This window comes from Streptomyces sp. NPDC102406 (assembly GCF_044765725.1).
In the GTDB taxonomy this organism is placed as follows: Bacteria; Actinomycetota; Actinomycetes; order Streptomycetales; family Streptomycetaceae; genus Streptomyces.
Genome location: NZ_JBIWKP010000004.1, coordinates 62,987 through 80,008, shown reverse-complemented (window position 1 = coordinate 80,008; position 17,022 = coordinate 62,987). Strand labels below are relative to the sequence as shown.

Sequence of the window (17,022 nt, the reverse complement as noted above, 5' to 3'; positions counted from 1 at the left end):
CGCCGGTCGGCCGCTCGGCTCAGGCAGTTTTCTGGTGGCGCCGGGCCGAGCGCTTCTTGAGCCAGGCGGGCAGCGCGTACCAGCACAGGGCGAACCAGAGCAGGACGCCGCCCGCGAGGAGTTCAGCGAGCAGGTCGGGCAGGACCACGTGCAGGATCAGGAGCACGGTGCAACTGATGGTGAGCGCGAGCAGTACCAGCCCGGTGACCATCAGCCGCCCGGCCACCTTCACCAGGTCGTCCTTCATCTGCTGGCCCGTGAGCAGCCGGTGCAGCGAGACCGGTGCGATGAGGGCACCGGTCGCCGCGGCGCCGAGGATCACGGTCACCACGTACACGCTGGTGTCGAAGGCGCCCAGGTCGCGGAAGCGGGGAGTGAAGGCGACGCTCAGCAGGAAGCCGAACAGGATCTGCACGCCCGTCTGCGCCACGCGCGTCTCCTGAAGGATCTCCGCCCACCGCCGGTTGACCCTCTCGTGGGCTTCCTCCGGTCCCGCGCCCTGCGCCGGAACCGGCCTCGTCATCTCACTCGTACTCACGGGCAACCTCCTTTGTAAGAGGCGGATGCCCGCGAAATCGCTGGTTACGTGTCCGGGACCGGAGGGTGAACCGATTTCCGGCCCCCGGAGTCCCTGGCGATGCGTCCCGGCGATGAGTCCCGCGCGCCGCAGCGGTCTGCACTCGTGACACGGGAGCGACCGTGGACGACCCCGATCGAGGAGACCCTCATGACCGCCACCTACACCTTCGATGTCTTCTGCAGCCTCGACGGCTTCGGCGCGGCCGGCGGTGACTGGACCGGCTACTGGGGCAAACAGGGCCCCGAACTCCTGGAGCACCGTCTCGCCCTGTACGCGGGGGAGCAGCGCATGGTCTTCGGCGCCCGCACCTACCGGGCGTTCGCACGGATGCTGGACGCGAGCACCGAGGCGTCCGATGTACGCGACGCCTGGGTCACCCGGATGAGGAACCTCCCGGCGACGGTCGTCTCGACCACCCTGGACGAGAAGCTCGACTGGCCGGACGCGACCGTCGCGTGCGGCGACGCCGTCGATGTCGTCGCCCGCCTCAAGGAGGAGTCCGACGTGCCGTTGCGTTCACACGGCAGCCTCTCGATGAACCGGGCCCTGATGGCCGCCGGTCTGGTCGACCGCGTCCAGGTGACCCTCTTTCCCGTGATCACCGGCCGCACCGGACTCGAACCGATCTTCCAGGGCGCGGCCGACTTCGACCTGGAACTGCTGGAGCACCGGACGCTGGACGGCCACATCCAGGAACTCGTGTACCGGCCCACCCTGCACGGCTGAGTCGGACTCCGAGTCAGGCGCCCTGTGAGGGCAGGGCGTGGCGCAGGACGCGCTGCCACATCGACGCGTACTGGCGCCAGAGCGGCCCGCTGACGTACGGGAGGCCGTGCCGGGCGCAGATCTCCCGCACCCGCGGGGCGAGTTGGGCGTAGCGGTTGCTGGGCAGGTCGGGGAAGAGGTGGTGCTCGATCTGGTGGCTCAGATTGCCGGAGAGGACATGCAGCAAGGGGCTGCCCTCGATGTTCGCCGAACCCTGGATCTGCCGCAGGTACCAGTCGCCGCGGCTCTCTCCGTCGAGCCGGTCCTCCGTGAAGGTCTGTACGTCGCTGGGGAAGTGGCCGCAGAAGATGACGGTGTGGGCCCAGACGTTGCGGGCGGCGTTGGCGGTGACGTTGCCGAGGAGGCAGGGCAGCGCGGACGGACCGGCGAGGAGCGGGAAGAGGACGTAGTCCTTGGCGGCCTGCCGCACCGCCTTGCGGGCGAGACCGGTCACGTCGCGCAGGAAGGAGCGCACGCTCTTGCGGCCGTCCGTGACCGCGTCGGCCTCCAGGTCGTACAGGGCGATGCCCCACTCGAAGACGGGCGCGAGCAGGGCGGTGAACAGCGGCTGGAGGAGATGGAGGGGGCGCCACGGCTGGTCGGCGCTCATCCGCAGGACCGTGTACCCGAGGTCGCGGTCGCGCCCGACGACGTTGGTGTACGTGTGGTGGAGGTGGTTGTGCGTGTGCTTCCAGGCGTCGGCGGGGGTGACGAAGTCCCACTCCCAGGTCGTCGAGTGGATCGCCGGATCGCCGAGCCAGTCCCACTGGCCGTGCAGCACGTTGTGGCCCAGCTCCATGTTCTCCAGGGTCTTGGCGACCGCGAGCAGGGTGGTGCCCGCCGCCCAGGCGGGCGGGAAGAGGGAGACGGCGAGCGCGAGCCTGCCGCTCACCTCGCAGCCGCGCTGCACGGCGATCACCGTACGGATGTAGTGGGCGTCGTCGGGCCCGCGCGTACTGATGACCTCGGCGCGGAGCCGGTCGAGCTCCTGGCCGAGTTCTTCGGTGGGATCGTTCGGGGGTACGTGTGTCAGGGAGGTCGTGGACGTGTTCGCGGGCAAGGCGTCTCCCTAGGGGACCGTGCGATGTCTGATGTCCGATGTCTGATGTCTGATGTCTGGTGTCTCAGAGGTCGAGGACGAGCGGGCCCGCCGCGGCGCTGACACAGGTCTGGATCGACTCGCCCGGCTCACCGCGCTGTTCACCGGTGCGCAGATCGCGTACGCGGCCGTCGAGGAGCGGGACGAGGCAGCCGAAGCAGATACCGCGCCGGCACCCGTGGGGCATCGGCACGCCCGCCGCCTCGCCGACGGCGAGCAGAGGCGTCGCGCCCGGCGCGGTCACCTCCGTGCCGCTGCGCGCGAACCGCACCCGGCCGCCGACGGCGTCGGCGCCCGGCGGCAGCACCGGCGCCAGGTGGAACCGTTCCAGGCGCAGGCGTTCCCGCACCCCCGCGGCGGTCCACTGACGCTCGGTGGCGTCGAGCAGACCGGCCGGGCCGCACACCCAGGCGTCCCGGTCGCGCCAGTCGGGGCACGCTGCGGCGATCCGTCGCGCGGTGAGGCGCGGGCCTGTCCGCGTATGGGTCACCTGGACGGTCAACCAGGCCAACTCCTTCTCCAGCACGGACAGTTCCGTGCGGAAGAGGCAGTCGTCCGGTGTCGGCGCACTGTGCAGGAGGAGAACGTCCGGGACGGGTCCGGGGTGCCGGGCCAGGGTCCGCAGCATGCCCATGACGGGTGTGATGCCGCTGCCCGCCGTCACGAACAACAGCCGACGGCGCGGGGCTCGGGGCAGCGTGAACTCGCCCTGGGCCGGGCCGAGGCGGAGCACCGTGCCGGGAGCGGTCCGGTGCACCAGATGCGGGGAGACCGTCCCGTCCGCTCGGGCCTTCACGGTGACGGTGACCTCGGCGGTCCTGTCGGCGGCGGGTGAGGTCAGGGAGTACGTACGCCAGTGTCGTACGCCGTCGATCTCGACGCCGAGCGGGAGGTACTGGCCGGGGCGGTGACCGTGCCAGCCACGGCCCGGCCGGATCGTCAACGTGGCCGCGCCGGGACCCTCGGGCCGCACCGCGCTCACCCGGCCCGCGGGGTGGCGCGCCGACCACAGCGGGTCGAGCAGGCCGAGGTAGTCGTCCGGCGAGAGCGGGCTGGTCAGCCAGGACGCGGCCGCCAGAGCGGCCCGTCTCCCCGGCCATCGGCCCCGGCCGGTGAGCGACGGCGGCAGTGGCCCCGACGGCCACCGGGGAAGCTTGGACATGTGGGCGCCTTCCCTGTCCTTCACGTCATGGTTCGCGTTCGAGTCCGCGCCCGCCACCGTCGCCGGACCGCCAGCGCCGAGCGAAGCACACCGCTGCCCGCGCCACACCGCCGTACGCACGCTTTGCGCCATGCGCCGCGAGGCGTCTGTCAGGCGGAACGCGCCGACGCCCAGCGTGCCGCCACCGCCCGCGCCTCCGAGGATGTCCCGATGGCGACCCGCGCCCGTTGTTCTCAGTCCCAGGTGATCAGCGCGTCCAGCGCCTCCACCCGCCCGCCGGCGACCAGCAGCGGGTTGATCTCGACGGACTCCAGGCGCGGGCCGAGCGAGCGGGCGAGTCCAGTGACACGGACCACCGTGTCGGCCACGGCGTCGAGGTCGGCGGGCTCGGTCCCGCGCGCCCCGTCGAGCAGCCGGGCTCCTCGCAGTTCGCTCAGGGCGCTTCGCGCGCCGGCGCCGGTGACGGGCAGCAGGCGCAGCGCCGAGTCCGCGAGGACCTCGACCCGTACGCCCCCGAGGCCGACGGCGAGGGTGAGTCCCCAGGCCGGGTCGCGGACGACGCCGACGAGGAGTTCGGTGCCGCCCGTGCGCTGCGGCTGTACGAGTACGGCCGGGCCCGCGGGGTCGGCCGCGCGGCCGTGGCGGCGCAGGGCGTCGCGGATGTCGTCGAAGGCGCCGCGGACGGCGCCGGGCCCGTCGAGACCGTCGTCCACAGCGACGGCGTACCGCTGGCCCGCGTCGGCGCGGTCCTGCTGCGCACGAGCACCCCGCCGCCGGCCCCTGGGACGCGCCGCCGCCCGACGAACTCCCCGCATCCCACAAGCCCCGCACCTCCTGGCGGTTCGACGAGGAACTGCGGCCGGTCCGGGAATGGCCCCGCGACCAGCGACGCCGGGCCTGGCTGCGCGAGGCCCGGCCGCTCGTCGCCGGGGAGTCCCTCTCGCCCCTCGTCCGCGTCACCCTCGCCGCCGACACCGCGAGCCCGATGGCCCACGCGAGCGACGAGGGCCTTCACTACATCAACGCCGACTACACCCTGTGCCTGAGCCGGCTCCCGCTCAGCGACGAGATCGGCCTGGAGGCCGGGGCGCACACCGCCGAGGACGGCATCGCCGTCGGCCACTGCACCCTGTACGACGCGGCGGGCCCCCTCGGTTACCGCGCCACCACCGCTCTCGTCAACACCGCGCCCGCCCGGTGAGCGCGGGCCGATACCCTTGGAGGCGCTGTCCGGGCCCCGGGGTACAGTCCAAGATGTCTTGAAGGAGTGGGGGAGCGAAGTGACCGAGCCACGGGCGAGCTATGCGCCGAAAGGCGGAGGCGCGATCCGTGCGGCCGAGTTGAGGTTCTCCCCCTTGACGGGCCGCGCCGGGCTGAAGGTGGCCGGGGAGATCTGTCTGCCCACGCACGACACGTGGGAGCGGGCCTTGGAGCGTGTGGTTCAGCAGAGCGAGCCCTCGTACCACCTGGAACTCTCGGCGGTGACCTTCGCCGACATGGCCGGGGTCACGGCTCTCGCGGTCGTCGCCCAGAGCCTGGACCACGGCCGACGCGTCGTCCTCGACCGTCCGCCGGCCAGTATGAGCCGCCTGCTGGATCTGTTCTGGCCCGATTTGCCCGCCATTGAGGTGTCCGCAGTATGAGTACAGTGTCCGCATCCCAAGCCTTCGATCACCCGGCACTGTTCTATCGGGACGAGCAGGAGTACCTGGCGGGTACCGTTCCCTTCGTCCGGGAGGGTCTCGCCGCCGGTGACCCCGTGGCCGTGGCGGTGCCCGGCCCCAACCTCGCTCTCATCCGGGACGCGCTGGGCGAGCAGGCCGACGACGTTCGGCTGCTCGACATGACGCGGGCCGGCCGCAACCCCGGGCGGATCATCCCGAGGGTGCTCCGCGCCTTCGCCGACAGCCACCCCACGCGCCGGCCCCGCATCATCGGCGAGCCGATCTGGGCGGGCCGCACCGAGACCGAGTACCCGGCCTGCGCACAGCACGAGGCACTGATCAACCTGGCGTTCCAGGGCCGCGATGTGACGATTCTCTGTCCCTACGACACGACGGCCCTGGAGGAGTCGGTCCTGGCCGACGCCCACGCCACACATCCCACGATCATCCGGTCCGGCCGGCGGTCCGACAGCGACGCCTACGCCCCCGAGGCGCTGGTCGCCCGCTACAACCAGCCCCTGTACGCCCCGCTCTCCGTGGCCGTGACGGCCTACACACGGGCGACGCTGACCACCGTCCGCCAGGACGCCAGCCGTCGGGCGGCCGACCTCGGCCTGCCCGCGTCCCGCCTGGACGACTTCGAGCTGGCCGTCGCCGAGCTGACGACGAACAGCGTGGTGCACGGCGGTGGCGAGGGCGTGCTGCGGGTCTGGGCCCAGAACCAGCACGTCGTCTGCGAGGTCCATGACGCCGGTCTCCTCGACGACCCGCTCGCCGGGCGCCGCCTGCCGGCCGGGGACCAGCGCGGCGGGCGCGGACTCCTGCTGGTCAACGTCGTGGCCGACCTCGTACGGATCCACTCGACCCCGGACCACGGCACGACCACGCACGCCTACTTCCGCGTCTGACCGCCTCACGGGGTGTCGCGCAGGGGCGACTGATCGCGCGGAACGCCGCGCGACAGTGCCTCGTGCGCTCCTGGCTCGGCTCGCAGCCCACCCCGCCGCCGCACACTTTTTTCCGCGGTCGACGCCGCGCCCGCTGCGGTGTGCCGCGTGTGCTGCTTAGGATCCGCATGTGGATCTACCTGACGATTTGATCGCATTGCAGCGTTCGGCCGACGTCGAGGGCAAGAAGCTGGAGCGCCTCGACGACGGCGAGCGGGAGACGCAGCGCCTCGTGTGGTTCGACGCCGCGGCGGAGGTCAAGGCCGCGGTCGCCGAGTACGCGCGCGAGCACGAGCTGAACCGGCACGAGGTCGCACAGAACCTCAGGCAGACGGTGCGGCACCCACCGCGCCCCAGAGAGTAGGCGCCTCGCTAGCGTGGCCCCATGATCGTATGGCTCAACGGCACCCATGGCGCGGGCAAGACGACGACCAGCGCGTTGCTCCAGCAATTGATTCCGCATGCACGGGTGTTCGACGCCGAGAAGGTCGGCGAGACGCTCATGGACATCAGACCGGGGCTGCCCGCGACGGACAACTTCCAGCACTGGCCACCGTGGCGGCCCCTCGTCGTCGAGACCGCCCGCCGCGTGCTCGACTACACCGGCGGCACCCTTGTGATGCCCATGACCGTCCTGGTCGAGCAGTACTGGCGCGAGATCAGCGCGGGCCTCGCCCAGTACGCCGTCCCGGTACGGCACTTCGTGCTCCACGCCGATCAGGACACCCTGCGCGGACGGATCGAGGGGGACACCGTCATGGGACCCTCCGCGTTCCGTCTCGCATACCTGGAGCCCTACGCGGAGGCCGCCCGCACGTGGCTGCACGACGAGGCCGACGAGGTCATCGACACCACCCACCGCACACCGGCGCAGATCGCCCGGCACATCGCGCGGTCGCTCGGCCACTGAGACCCGCGGGCCGACGGACCGGGCGTGTTCGGCGCAGACTTGTCCTGTGCGAAGCAAAAGCGGCGGCGAGCCGAGCGACGAAGGGCACTACATCGTCATCGACGGCCGCAGATGGAGGGCCACCGATCCGCTGGTGCCGGAGGAGATCGCGGCGGAGCTCCGACGGCAGCTCATGGCGGCCCGGCGGGCCGTGCGCGATGCCCTGCGGCAGGAGGACGCCGAGGCCGAGAGGCGGGCACGGGCCCGGGTCCAGATGGCGAAGACGGCGCTCGGCGAACGTGGGACCGCCTGGTGGGAGCAGTCCGGAGCCGAGCGCCGCAAGCGCTGGGAGGAGGGCCTGACCCGGCTCAGAGAAGAGTGAGAGCTTGTCTTCGAACGTGCATTTGAACGCATCTTTGAACGCGTCCTTGAACGCCTGAGCCGCGACGCGAAGCAGCCGGGGAGAGCGACACGAGGTCGGCCTCCCCGGCTGTTCGAGGCAGGCTCTCAGCGAGCTGCCCGGGTGGTTCAGTACTGCTCGGTCTCGATGAACCCGGTGTCCGTGTCGTCCGCGGCGGCGAACGAGTCGGCGGCCGTGGTCGGGTCGAATCCGGGCGGGCTGTCCCGGAGCGCGAGGCCCATACCGGCGAGCTTGGCCTTGATTTCGTCGATCGACTTCGCACCGAAGTTGCGGATGTCGAGCAGGTCGGCCTCCGAGCGGGCGACGAGCTCACCCACCGTGTGGATGCCCTCACGCTTGAGGCAGTTGTACGAGCGGACCGTGAGGTCGAGGTCCTCGATCGGCAGCACCATGTCCGCGGCCAGGGCGGCGTCCGTCGGGGACGGGCCCATGTCGATGCCCTCGGCGTCGATGTTCAGCTCACGGGCGAGACCGAACAGCTCCACCAGCGTCTTGCCGGCGGACGCCATGGTGTCGCGGGGACGCATGGCCTGCTTGGTCTCGACGTCGACGATCAGCTTGTCGAAGTCGGTGCGCTGCTCGACACGCGTGGCCTCGACCTTGTACGTGACCTTGAGAACCGGCGAGTAGATCGAGTCGACCGGGATGCGCCCGATCTCCTGACCGAGCTGCTTGTTCTGCACGGCGGAGACGTAGCCGCGACCGCGCTCGACGGTCAGCTCCATCTCCAGCTTGCCCTTGCCGTTGAGCGTGGCGAGGACGAGGTCGGGGTTGTGCACCTCGACACCGGCCGGGGGCGCGATGTCGGCGGCGGTGACCAGACCCGGGCCCTGCTTGCGCAGGTACATCACGACCGGCTCGTCGTGCTCCGAGGAGACCACGAGCTGCTTGATGTTGAGGATCAGGTCGGTGACGTCCTCCTTGACGCCCGGCACGGTGGTGAACTCGTGCAGGACACCGTCGATACGGATGGACGTGACCGCCGCACCCGGGATCGAGGAGAGCAGAGTCCGGCGGAGCGAGTTGCCGAGGGTATAGCCGAAGCCCGGCTCCAGCGGCTCGATCACGAACCGGGAGCGGAATTCGTCGACGACCTCTTCGGTCAACGAGGGACGCTGGGCGATCAGCATGAAGTGTTGCCTCCAGTATTCGGCGCCCGCCATTTGGCGCCTCTAGACACTGCGAAGCGTAACGGGAGAAAGAGGCTCGCAAGCGCCGACCTGCCCCACGCCACGCCCTTCACGTCCTCGGACCCCACCGGACGAGCGCCTCCAGGAATGCCGCGATTACGGTCAACTGCCTTGCCCGGTGGGCGACTTGGCGTATGTGGCTCACCCGACGCCCCCGGGCCCCAAGCCGTCCGGACGTGAGTTTTTCCATTCCCTCGTCCGTGGTCACGATGTGTTCGCCCGTGTACGGGGGGCTCAGACGGTGTAGCCGCCGTCGACCGCGAGATGCTGGCCGGTGATGAAAGCGGCCCGGTCGGAGGCGAGGAAGGCGACCGCCTCCGCGATGTCCCGCGCCGTCCCGAAGCGGCGCAGCGGGATGTTGCGGCGCGTCACCTCCAGGGCCTGCCCGTCCAGCTCGCCGCTGTCGATGAGGCGGGCGGCGATCCCGTCGGTCAGCATGCCGGGCCCGACGCAGTTGAACCGCACCCCGTAGCGGCCCTCTTCGGCCGCGAACGCCCTGATCAGCGCCTCCACCGCGCCCTTCGTGCCGGACGAGAGGCCGTCGCGGACGGGGTAGCGGTGGGTGGCCGCCGTGGTGACCGCGACGACGTTGCCACCGCAGGCCCGCAGGGGTTCGAGCGCCGGGTGGACGAGCTGGTAGAAGGCGAGCGTGTCGGCGTGCACCTGCTCGCGGTACCGGGCCGGTGGCACGCGGCTCAGATGCACCATCGGCACGTGCGGTCCGGCCGCGTACACCAGCGTGTGGAGGGCGCCGAACCGGTCCACGGCCGCCCCGACCAGGGCGGACGCTTCGTCCTCTTCGGTCAGGTCGGCCCGCAGGGAATGCACCCGGCCGCCTTCCGCGGCCACCTCGGCGGTGAGGGCGTCGGCGGCGGCGTCGTTCGAGCGGTACGTGAACAGCACCGTGCTGCCCCGCCGGGCCAGTGTCCGCACGATCGCGCCGCCGATACCGCCGGTGCCGCCCGCGACGAGCGCGACACCCTCGCGCCGGGCGAAGTCCTCGTCCTGCTCGGCCATCGTCCCCCTCCTCGCCCGACCGGCTTCCACGCGCCGAGGAACGTGTTCAGGAACGCGGCCAGGGCTGTCCGCTGAGCCGCTCGATGCTCGTGTTGAACCGCTTCATGAACTGCGCGAAGGTCTCCACGTCCGCCGCCGACCAGTCCTCGAAGACCTTGTCGAGATCGCTGATGTGGATCTCGCGCTCGGCGTCGAGGCGCCGTTCGCCCTCCTCGGTCAGCCGGAACTTGCGCGCCATACCGCCTTCGGGATCGGGGATCCGGTCGAGGAGCCCCGCTTTGACCGCGCCCGCCGTCTGCCGGTTGAGGGTGGAGACGTCGAGCTGGAACGCCTCGCTGAGCTGGCCGATCGACATCGGTCCCTGCACCCGGATCCGGCTCAGCATGATGTACGCGCTGCGCTCCAGGCGGTTCTGCTGTCGGCGGCGCTTGTCGTTGCCGAACTGATGGCGACCGAGAACCATGTGCTCGAACTCGACCAGGTGCGATGGCTTGTCCATGTACGTGCGTCCTCCCGGACCGACGGTATCGCAGCCGTCCCGCCCCCTTTCATGTATGTGCCTCATACACGCAATATGCATGATGCATGCCATGTGTACTATGCACATCGTTTCTCTTGCCAAAAGATTGAGGAGTCCGCCATGGATGCCCCCCAGTCGAGCCGGGCGGGCGCCGTCGTCGCCACTCTCGCGCTCGCCGGTACCGTCGCAGCGATCATGCAGACGCTGGTGACGCCGCTGATCGCCGAGTTGCCGCAGATCCTGGAGACGTCGTCGTCGAACGCGGCGTGGGTGGTGACCGTCACCCTGCTCGTGGCGGGCGTGTGCGTGCCGGTCTCCGGTCGCCTCGGCGACCTCGTCGGCAAGCGGCGGATGATGCTCGTCTGCGTGGTGCCGCTGATCGTCGGCTCGGTGGTGTGCGCGCTCGCCTCGTCGCTCGTACCGATGATCGTCGGCCGCGGACTGCAAGGCATGGGGATGGGCATGGTGCCGCTCGGCATCGCGCTGCTGCGGGACGTCGTGCCCGCCGAGAAACTCAGCGGCTCCATCGCCCTCGTGAGCGCCTCCATGGGCATCGGCGGCGCGATCGGCCTGCCGATAGCCGCCGCCGTCGCGCAGTACGCGAACTGGCGGGTGCTGTTCTGGGGCTCCGCCGTGCTCGCCCTGATCGTCGGCCTGATGATCTTCAGCATCGTGCCGGACGCCTCGGCGGCGGCCAAGGGGCAGCGCTTCGACGCGCCCGGCGCGGTCGGTCTCGCCATCGGACTCGTCTCGCTGCTGCTCGCCATCTCCAAGGGCGCCGACTGGGGCTGGGCCTCGGGGACCACACTCGGACTGTTCGCCGTCGCCGTCGTCGCGCTGCTCACCTGGGGCGCCTACGAGCTGCGCACCCGCGACCCGCTCGTCGACCTGCGGACCACCGCGCGTCCGCGCGTGCTGTTCACCAACATCTCCTCCGTCCTCATCGGCGTCGGCATGTACGCCTTCATGCTCATCGCGCCGCAGTTGCTCCAGTACCCCGAGGCCACCGGCTACGGCCTGGGGCAGTCGATGCTGGCGGCCGGTCTGTGGATCGCGCCCGGCGGCGTCATGATGATGCTCATCTCCCCACTGGGCGGAAAGCTGATCAACAGCCGTGGCCCGAAGTTCGCCCTGATCTGCGGTGCCGTCGTGATCGCCCTCGGCTACGGGGTCGCTCTGCCCCTCATGGGCACGGCCTGGGGCGTCATGGTCGCCGGTATCGTCATCAACAGCGGTGTCGCCCTCGCCTACGGGGCCATGCCCGCCCTGATCATGGGCTCCGTGCCCCTCTCCGAGACGGCCGCCGCCAACGGGTTCAACGCCCTGATGCGTTCACTGGGCACCACGATCGGCTCCGCCGTCATCGGCGTCGTCCTCGCCCAGATGACCACCAGCCTGGGCGGCTTCAGCTTCGCCTCCGAGGACGGATTCCGGACCGGCCTGACGATCGGCTGCGGCGTCGCCCTGCTCTCCGCCGCGGTCGCCGCGCTCATTCCCGCGGTGCGGGACGCGGGCAGTCAGACGCCTGTCGGCGAGCAGCCCGCCGGAACCGACGAGAAGGCGGCCCGCGCCACCGGATGACGTAGCGGGAGCAGGAGGTCTTTCAGGGCCCTGGCGCCATCGGCGCCAGGGCCCTTCGACGTGTGCGCGACCGCCCGGACGGTCCGCCGTTCACCCGAAGCGGACGCCACTGACCTGCGTGGACGGGTGATGAGCGGGAACATGAGCCGATCTGAAGGTGTTCACTCCCGCCCGGCGGGAAGCCAGAGGAAGGAAGACCGTCCGTGAGCGCGGAGACGACGCAGGCGGCCCATGACAGCGAACCGGAATGGGATCCGGAGGCGGTACGCCGCCACCGTGGCCTCTTCCGCGCGATCGAGCGGCGCCGCAACCCCAAGCTGCGGCGCAGCGACATCACGGTGACCGAGGAACCGACCGTACGGCGCGCGGTGAAGGCCGCGATGCTGGGCAACGCCATGGAGTGGTTCGACTTCGGCATCTACTCCTACATGGCCGTCACCCTGGGCAAGGTGTTCTTCCCCTCGGGGAACCCCACGGCCCAGACCCTCGCCTCCTTCGGCGCCTTCGCCGCGGCCTTCCTGCTGCGGCCGATCGGCGGCTTCGTCTTCGGCCCGCTCGGCGACCGCGTCGGCCGCAAGAAGGTGCTGTCCCTCACCATGATCATGATGGCGCTCGGCACCTTCGGGATCGGCCTGGTGCCCTCGTACGCCGCCATCGGCATCTGGGCACCGGTCCTGCTGCTCCTGTTCCGCGTCATCCAGGGCTTCTCGACCGGCGGCGAGTACGGCGGCGCGGCCACCTTCATCGCCGAGTACGCGCCCGACAAGAAGCGCGGCTACTTCGGCAGCTACCTGGAGTTCGGCACGCTCGCCGGATACGTGGGCGCGGCCGGCCTCGTCACCGTCCTGACGACCGTCCTGGGCGACGGCGCCATGACGTCCTGGGGCTGGCGGGTGCCGTTCCTCGTCGCGGGGCCGCTCGGTCTGATCGGCCTGTACATGCGGCTCAAGCTGGAGGACACCCCGGCCTACCAGGAGCTGGAGCGCGAGCAGAGCGGCGCCGAGCGCCCGGCATTCCGCTTCGGCCCGTTCTTCCACGACCACTGGCGCGCCCTGCTGCTGTGCATGATCCTCGTCGCCGCCTACGACATCGCCGACTACGGCCTGCTGTCGTACATGCCGACCTACCTCACCGACGAGGTGGAGTACGGCTCCACCGCCGGGCTCGTCGCCCTCGTCGTCGTCATGGTCGTGCTGATGTGCCTCGTGCACCCGCTCGGCGCCCTCTCCGACCGGATCGGCCGCAAGCCCGTGCTGCTCACCGGCATGGCCGGTTTCGTGGTGCTGACCGTGCCGGCGTTCCTGTTGCTGCGCGCCGGCGGCCATGTGGCGGTCTACGCCGGTCTGCTACTGCTGGGGCTGTGCCTGCTGACGTTCCTCGCGACGATGTCGGCCGTGCTGCCGGCGCTCTTCCCGACGGAGGTGCGCTACTCGGCGCTCGCGATCTCCTTCAACGTCGCGGGCTCCCTCTTCGGCGGCACGACACCGCTGGTGATGGAGGGCCTGACCAGCGCCACCGGCAACAGCCTCATGCCGGCCCTCTACATCATGCTGGCGTCCGTCGTCGGCGCGGTGGCGGTCCTGTCGATCAAAGAGACCGCGCGGCAACCGCTGGAGGGCTCGCCGCCCTCCGTCGCCACCCCGCAGGAGGCCGCGGAGCTGGTCGCCGCCCAGTACGTTCGAGGGCCGCTCTCGCAGGTCCCCGCCGAGGATCCGGCCACGCTCGCGCCGACCGGCCGTGACACCGCGCGACCGGGCGCGGACGCCACGGCCGCCTGAGACCCGGGCGCGGGGGTCCGAAGCCGGGCTCTCAGTGGGTGTCCGGTCCCTCTGGCTCGTGGCGTCCCTCGATCACCTGCTGCGCGGCCTCGCCCAGCGGGATGGCGTGGGCGTAGGCGTGGGCCCGCAGCCGCACCAGCGCCTCGTCGGGGGTGGAGCCGTCCTTGACGGCGAGGATGCCCGCGGCCTGGTGGACGGCCGGGGGATAGCCCTGGGGCCCTGGCCGGGCGGCGCCCGCCTCCACGTGCAGGATCTGGGGGTGCTCGTCGATCGCCATGAGGGTCAGGATCCGGGCCCACGCGCGGGACCTGGCGCGCTGTTCGTCGGTGAGGGCATCCGGGCGGCGGAGGTAGACGTCCATCGCGCCGACGCACGTGCGTCCGACGCTCAGGGGCAGGGCCACCACCGACCGGATGCCCAACTGCGTGGCTTCCGGGGCGAAGACCGGCCAGCGGTCAAAGGCTCCGTGCAGATCGTCGACCGCCACGATCTGCTGGCGCAGGAACGCCTCGGTGCACGGGCCTTCGCCGGTGACGAGCTGGATGTTCTCCAGCCGGTGGGCGTCCTCGTCGGTGGCGCAGGCGAGCACCCGCAGTTCACCGGCGCTGATCAGGGTGACCCCCATCGCGTCGACCCCGAGGTGGTGCGCGCAGACGGTGCCCGCGGCACGCAGCGTCACGGGGCCGTCCGCTCGCGGGGTGGCCTGGGAAAGCAGGTTCCAGGCGTCGGCCTGGTATCGGGCGTCGTCCACCGGTGTCTCCGTGTGCGCGAGGGTCAGGGCCGGGTCATGTGCGTGACGTCCAAGCTGCCGTTGACGACCTGCACGGCCAGGAGGGACAGGCGCATTTGATGGGTGCGGGCGTGGTGGCGGAGCGCGTCGAAGGCGTCGTCGAGGCTGGTCTGCCAGCGCTCCGCGAGATAGCCCTTGGCCTGCTCGATGACGATACGGCTGGACAGCGCCTGTTCGAGCTGGGCCCGTTCGACGTAGCTCTGCTCGACGGTGCGCTGCTGGAGGATCGCGATGGTCGCCACGTCCGCGAGGGCCTGGGCCGCGCGGGCGTCGCCGTCCGCGAGGACCTGCCGGCGGGTGTGGAAGAGGTTCAGCGCTCCGACGGACTGCCGGCGCAACCGCATCGGCAGGGCGTGCGTCGTGGCGAAACCCGCCTCACGGGCGCGGACGGCGAACGCGGGAAAGGTGCGCGTCGCCTCGGCCGAGGCGAGGTCGATGGCCAGGCGGGCGTGGCCGCTGCGGTAGCTCTCCACGGCGGGGCCCTCGTCGTGCTGGAGGGCGAAGATCTCCAGCAGACGGGTGTGCTCGTCCGACGCGGCGATCAACTGGAGCCTCTGGTGCGGGTCGGCGAGCATGACTCCGGCAGCCGAGATGTCCAGCAGTTCCACGCAGCGGTCGCAGAGCCGGTGCAGGAACTCGATGAGATCGAAGTCGTCGACCAGCGTGTCGACTGCCTCCACGATGGCCTCCAGGAGGCGTTGCTCGCGAGTCATGGACCCTCTTCCCTTCCCTGGCCAGACGAGTCCGGCTCGATTCCGTCTTCTGTGAAGCGCACCCGGCGCCCGACCACGTCCTCGGCGAGGTCCACCACGGTCAGCCCGTGCCGGTAGGCGTGTGCCCGCAGCAGCAGCAGGGACTGCGCCAAGGGCACCCCCGTCTGCGCGCTGACCATGCCGGTGGCCTGGTGGACGACCGCGCGGTAGAAGTCACTGCCGTTCTCGGCGGCGGCGAACGTGTCCTGCGCCCCCCGGTCGGCCAGGACGACCGCGGTCAACGCCCGGGCCAGCAGATACGCGTCAGCCGTGGCGGCGCCGTCCAGCGGTCCCGCCGTGGCCCGCTGGAGCGTCAGGGTCCCGAGGCATGCCCCTCCGACGTGCAGAGGGAGGGAGAACACGGCGCGCACCCCCAGATCCAGGACGTCGGGCAGGAGCGCGGGCCAGCGGTCCGCCGCCACCCGCGACACGTCCGGTTCCCACACGGCCGTGCAGGTCGCCGCGGCTTCCGGCCCGGGGCCCTGTCCCGACGTGTACTGGAGGTCCTCGAGGCGGGCGCTGGTGGCCGACGCGTACCAGACCAGTTCACCCAGGCCCGCGCCGTGGGGGCGGGAGGCCAGCGAGACCGCGACTCCGTCGACCCGCAGGACCCGCGCGCACAGCGCCGGGTCACCGCCGATCAGTCCCGCTTCCGTGCCCCGGGGACGTAGATTGCCGAGAACAGTGGCAAGGCCCTCCTTCTCGGCCACCGTCGCCTCCGCTTCGTGTGCATGTGAGGACCACGCGAGCCCATGGGCATACATCTCCCACCCTAGGCCCTGCCCGGCGGAACCGGTCGCATCAGGGGGGCTCTCGCCTGTGTGTTCACCGCGCCTGTGGGACGGAGTCGGTCTGATCACTGGTCCCACGGCCTACCGGCCGGTATACAGACGACGTCGACTTCAGGGGAGGGGCATGATGATGAGACAGACGCGTCCGGGGAAGGCCACGAGACGACGTACCGCGGTGGCGCTCGCCGCCGTGGGCGGTTGTGTGCTCACGGTCGCCGTCGCCGGGACGGCCACCGCCACGACGGGGGAGCGGCACGGCAAGCCGCGGCCGGACTATGTGGCGCTCGGGGACTCGTACACCAGCGGCCCCCTGATCCCCGTCCAGGTCGACGCGAACTGCGCCCGCTCCGACCACAACTACCCGTCGATCACCGCGCGGGAGCGCCAGGTCGCCTCCTTCACGGACGTCAGTTGCGGCGGCGCGACGACCGCCGAGATGTGGCGGTCCCAGGGGACCAACGGACCCCAACTGGACGCCGTCCGGCGCGACACCGACCTGGTGACGCTCCAGATCGGCGGCAACGACATGGGCTTCGGCTCCATCATCGCCACCTGCGCGGCGCTCAGCTCGAAGGACCTGACCGGCAACCCCTGTCAGCAGTACTACGGGGCCTCGGGTCACGACCAGTTGACGCTGAACATCCTTCGGACGGCGCCCAAGGTCGCCCGCGTGCTGCGCGCGGTGCACGCCAAGGCCCCCCACGCGCGCGTGGTCGTCGTCGGCTACCCCGACCTCCTGCCCGACGACGGCACCGGCTGCTATCCGACGGTCCCTTTCGCCGCGAAGGACTTCCCGTACCTGCGGGACACCGGGAAGCGACTGAACGCCATGCTGCGCGCGGTCGCGCTGCTGAACCGGGCCGACTACGTGGACACGTACGGCCCGACGGTGGGCCACGACATGTGCAAGGCGCCCGCCGATCGCTGGATCGAACCGCTGAGCCCGACCTCGCCGGCCGCCCCGGCGCACCCCAACGCCAAGGGCCAGGAGGCCATGGCGAAGGCACTCATGAAGACGCTGGACAAGGACGCGGGACACCGCTGACCCGCGCCCGGGCGCGCTCCCGGCGCGGACC

19 protein-coding genes and 1 pseudogene are annotated in these 17,022 nt (G+C 71.0%); 10 read left to right on the top strand and 10 right to left on the bottom strand.

Annotated features, from left to right (window positions below; genetic code table 11):
* Window positions 1-19: 19 nt before the first annotated feature.
* Window positions 20-523, bottom strand: coding sequence for a DUF6328 family protein (locus ACIRF8_RS18405; RefSeq protein ID WP_404216933.1), 504 nt, complete (start codon window positions 521-523; stop codon window positions 20-22).
* Window positions 524-727: 204 nt separating this feature from the next.
* Between ACIRF8_RS18405 and ACIRF8_RS18400 the strand changes: the two genes are divergently transcribed.
* A complete protein-coding gene (locus ACIRF8_RS18400; RefSeq protein ID WP_404216080.1) occupies window positions 728-1,306 on the top strand; it encodes a dihydrofolate reductase family protein in 579 nt (192 codons plus the stop codon).
* 13 nt (window positions 1,307-1,319) lie between these two features.
* Here ACIRF8_RS18400 and ACIRF8_RS18395 read toward each other — a convergent pair whose 3' ends face one another.
* The 3 genes from ACIRF8_RS18395 to ACIRF8_RS18385 all read right to left on the bottom strand — a co-directional run bounded on the left by ACIRF8_RS18395 (window position 1,320) and on the right by ACIRF8_RS18385 (window position 4,319).
* Entirely contained in the window at window positions 1,320-2,378 is a 1,059-nt protein-coding gene (locus ACIRF8_RS18395) for a fatty acid desaturase family protein (RefSeq protein WP_404216932.1), read from the bottom strand.
* Window positions 2,379-2,469: 91 nt separating this feature from the next.
* Window positions 2,470-3,606 (bottom strand): ferredoxin reductase, encoded by a 1,137-nt coding sequence (locus tag ACIRF8_RS18390; RefSeq protein ID WP_404216078.1) that lies wholly within the window; start codon window positions 3,604-3,606, stop codon window positions 2,470-2,472.
* Window positions 3,607-3,839: 233 nt separating this feature from the next.
* Window positions 3,840-4,319, bottom strand: a complete 480-nt coding sequence (locus ACIRF8_RS18385) for an acetate--CoA ligase family protein (RefSeq protein WP_404216076.1) — start codon at window positions 4,317-4,319, stop codon at window positions 3,840-3,842.
* Between the two features lie 98 nt (window positions 4,320-4,417).
* Here ACIRF8_RS18385 and ACIRF8_RS18380 point away from each other — a divergent pair.
* The 6 genes and pseudogenes from ACIRF8_RS18380 to ACIRF8_RS18355 all read left to right on the top strand — a co-directional run.
* Window positions 4,418-4,807: pseudogene (locus ACIRF8_RS18380) on the top strand (hypothetical protein); the annotation flags it as partial.
* Window positions 4,808-4,886: 79 nt separating this feature from the next.
* A complete protein-coding gene (locus ACIRF8_RS18375; protein WP_404216073.1) occupies window positions 4,887-5,249 on the top strand; it encodes an STAS domain-containing protein in 363 nt (120 codons plus the stop codon).
* Entirely contained in the window at window positions 5,246-6,178 is a 933-nt protein-coding gene (locus ACIRF8_RS18370) for an anti-sigma factor RsbA family regulatory protein (protein ID WP_404216071.1), read from the top strand. Before ACIRF8_RS18375 ends, ACIRF8_RS18370 begins: the two co-directional genes overlap by 4 nt.
* A 169-nt stretch (window positions 6,179-6,347) precedes the next feature.
* Window positions 6,348-6,581, top strand: coding sequence for a hypothetical protein (locus tag ACIRF8_RS18365; RefSeq protein WP_404216069.1), 234 nt, complete (start codon window positions 6,348-6,350; stop codon window positions 6,579-6,581).
* A 21-nt stretch (window positions 6,582-6,602) separates the two neighbouring features.
* A complete protein-coding gene (locus tag ACIRF8_RS18360; RefSeq protein WP_404216067.1) occupies window positions 6,603-7,127 on the top strand; it encodes an AAA family ATPase in 525 nt (174 codons plus the stop codon).
* 46 nt (window positions 7,128-7,173) lie between these two features.
* Window positions 7,174-7,488 (top strand): hypothetical protein, encoded by a 315-nt coding sequence (locus ACIRF8_RS18355; RefSeq protein WP_404216065.1) that lies wholly within the window; start codon window positions 7,174-7,176, stop codon window positions 7,486-7,488.
* Window positions 7,489-7,634: 146 nt separating this feature from the next.
* On the opposite strand, the gene ACIRF8_RS18350 is transcribed toward ACIRF8_RS18355, so the two are convergent.
* From ACIRF8_RS18350 to ACIRF8_RS18340, 3 genes are all read right to left on the bottom strand, one after another.
* Complete coding sequence (locus tag ACIRF8_RS18350; protein ID WP_404216931.1) at window positions 7,635-8,657, bottom strand: DNA-directed RNA polymerase subunit alpha; 1,023 nt, start codon at window positions 8,655-8,657, stop codon at window positions 7,635-7,637.
* A 294-nt stretch (window positions 8,658-8,951) separates the two neighbouring features.
* Window positions 8,952-9,734, bottom strand: a complete 783-nt coding sequence (locus ACIRF8_RS18345) for an SDR family NAD(P)-dependent oxidoreductase (protein WP_404216063.1) — start codon at window positions 9,732-9,734, stop codon at window positions 8,952-8,954.
* Window positions 9,735-9,780: 46 nt separating this feature from the next.
* Window positions 9,781-10,233: a MarR family winged helix-turn-helix transcriptional regulator gene (locus tag ACIRF8_RS18340; protein ID WP_404216061.1), complete on the bottom strand. Its 453-nt coding sequence runs from the start codon at window positions 10,231-10,233 to the stop codon at window positions 9,781-9,783.
* A 141-nt stretch (window positions 10,234-10,374) separates the two neighbouring features.
* Here ACIRF8_RS18340 and ACIRF8_RS18335 point away from each other — a divergent pair, with 141 nt between their 5' ends.
* Together ACIRF8_RS18335 and ACIRF8_RS18330 are read left to right on the top strand one after the other, a co-directional pair.
* Window positions 10,375-11,835, top strand: coding sequence for an MFS transporter (locus tag ACIRF8_RS18335; protein WP_404216059.1), 1,461 nt, complete (start codon window positions 10,375-10,377; stop codon window positions 11,833-11,835).
* A 203-nt stretch (window positions 11,836-12,038) separates the two neighbouring features.
* Window positions 12,039-13,613 carry an MFS transporter gene (locus ACIRF8_RS18330; RefSeq protein ID WP_404216057.1) on the top strand — a complete coding sequence of 525 codons (1,575 nt, stop codon included), beginning with the start codon at window positions 12,039-12,041 and terminating at the stop codon, window positions 13,611-13,613.
* A 31-nt stretch (window positions 13,614-13,644) separates the two neighbouring features.
* Here ACIRF8_RS18330 and ACIRF8_RS18325 read toward each other — a convergent pair whose 3' ends face one another.
* The 3 genes from ACIRF8_RS18325 to ACIRF8_RS18315 are packed head-to-tail and all read right to left on the bottom strand — an operon-like array spanning window position 13,645 to window position 15,865.
* Entirely contained in the window at window positions 13,645-14,364 is a 720-nt protein-coding gene (locus ACIRF8_RS18325) for a GAF and ANTAR domain-containing protein (protein ID WP_404216055.1), read from the bottom strand.
* A gap of 23 nt (window positions 14,365-14,387) precedes the next feature.
* Window positions 14,388-15,116, bottom strand: a complete 729-nt coding sequence (locus ACIRF8_RS18320) for an ANTAR domain-containing protein (RefSeq protein WP_404216053.1) — start codon at window positions 15,114-15,116, stop codon at window positions 14,388-14,390.
* Window positions 15,113-15,865, bottom strand: a complete 753-nt coding sequence (locus ACIRF8_RS18315; protein ID WP_404216051.1) for an ANTAR domain-containing protein — start codon at window positions 15,863-15,865, stop codon at window positions 15,113-15,115. Before ACIRF8_RS18315 ends, ACIRF8_RS18320 begins: the two co-directional genes overlap by 4 nt.
* 208 nt (window positions 15,866-16,073) lie before the next feature.
* On the opposite strand from ACIRF8_RS18315, the gene ACIRF8_RS18310 reads away from it, so the two are divergent.
* Window positions 16,074-16,991, top strand: a complete 918-nt coding sequence (locus ACIRF8_RS18310) for an SGNH/GDSL hydrolase family protein (RefSeq protein WP_404216930.1) — start codon at window positions 16,074-16,076, stop codon at window positions 16,989-16,991.
* Window positions 16,992-17,022 lie beyond the last annotated feature (31 nt).

Excerpts from the sequence above, each read along its gene's own strand:
- ACIRF8_RS18405 (WP_404216933.1), bottom strand. The coding sequence starts at position 523 with ATGACGAGGCCGGTTCCGGCGCAGGGCGCGGGACCGGAGGAAGCCCAC.
- ACIRF8_RS18400 (WP_404216080.1), top strand. The coding sequence starts at position 728 with ATGACCGCCACCTACACCTTCGATGTCTTCTGCAGCCTCGACGGCTTC.
- ACIRF8_RS18390 (WP_404216078.1), bottom strand. The coding sequence starts at position 3,606 with ATGTCCAAGCTTCCCCGGTGGCCGTCGGGGCCACTGCCGCCGTCGCTC.
- ACIRF8_RS18370 (WP_404216071.1), top strand. The coding sequence starts at position 5,246 with ATGAGTACAGTGTCCGCATCCCAAGCCTTCGATCACCCGGCACTGTTC.
- ACIRF8_RS18360 (WP_404216067.1), top strand. The coding sequence starts at position 6,603 with ATGATCGTATGGCTCAACGGCACCCATGGCGCGGGCAAGACGACGACC.
- ACIRF8_RS18350 (WP_404216931.1), bottom strand. The coding sequence starts at position 8,657 with ATGCTGATCGCCCAGCGTCCCTCGTTGACCGAAGAGGTCGTCGACGAA.
- ACIRF8_RS18345 (WP_404216063.1), bottom strand. The coding sequence starts at position 9,734 with ATGGCCGAGCAGGACGAGGACTTCGCCCGGCGCGAGGGTGTCGCGCTC.
- ACIRF8_RS18340 (WP_404216061.1), bottom strand. The coding sequence starts at position 10,233 with ATGGACAAGCCATCGCACCTGGTCGAGTTCGAGCACATGGTTCTCGGT.
- ACIRF8_RS18335 (WP_404216059.1), top strand. The coding sequence starts at position 10,375 with ATGGATGCCCCCCAGTCGAGCCGGGCGGGCGCCGTCGTCGCCACTCTC.
- ACIRF8_RS18320 (WP_404216053.1), bottom strand. The coding sequence starts at position 15,116 with ATGACTCGCGAGCAACGCCTCCTGGAGGCCATCGTGGAGGCAGTCGAC.
- ACIRF8_RS18310 (WP_404216930.1), top strand. The coding sequence starts at position 16,074 with ATGATGAGACAGACGCGTCCGGGGAAGGCCACGAGACGACGTACCGCG.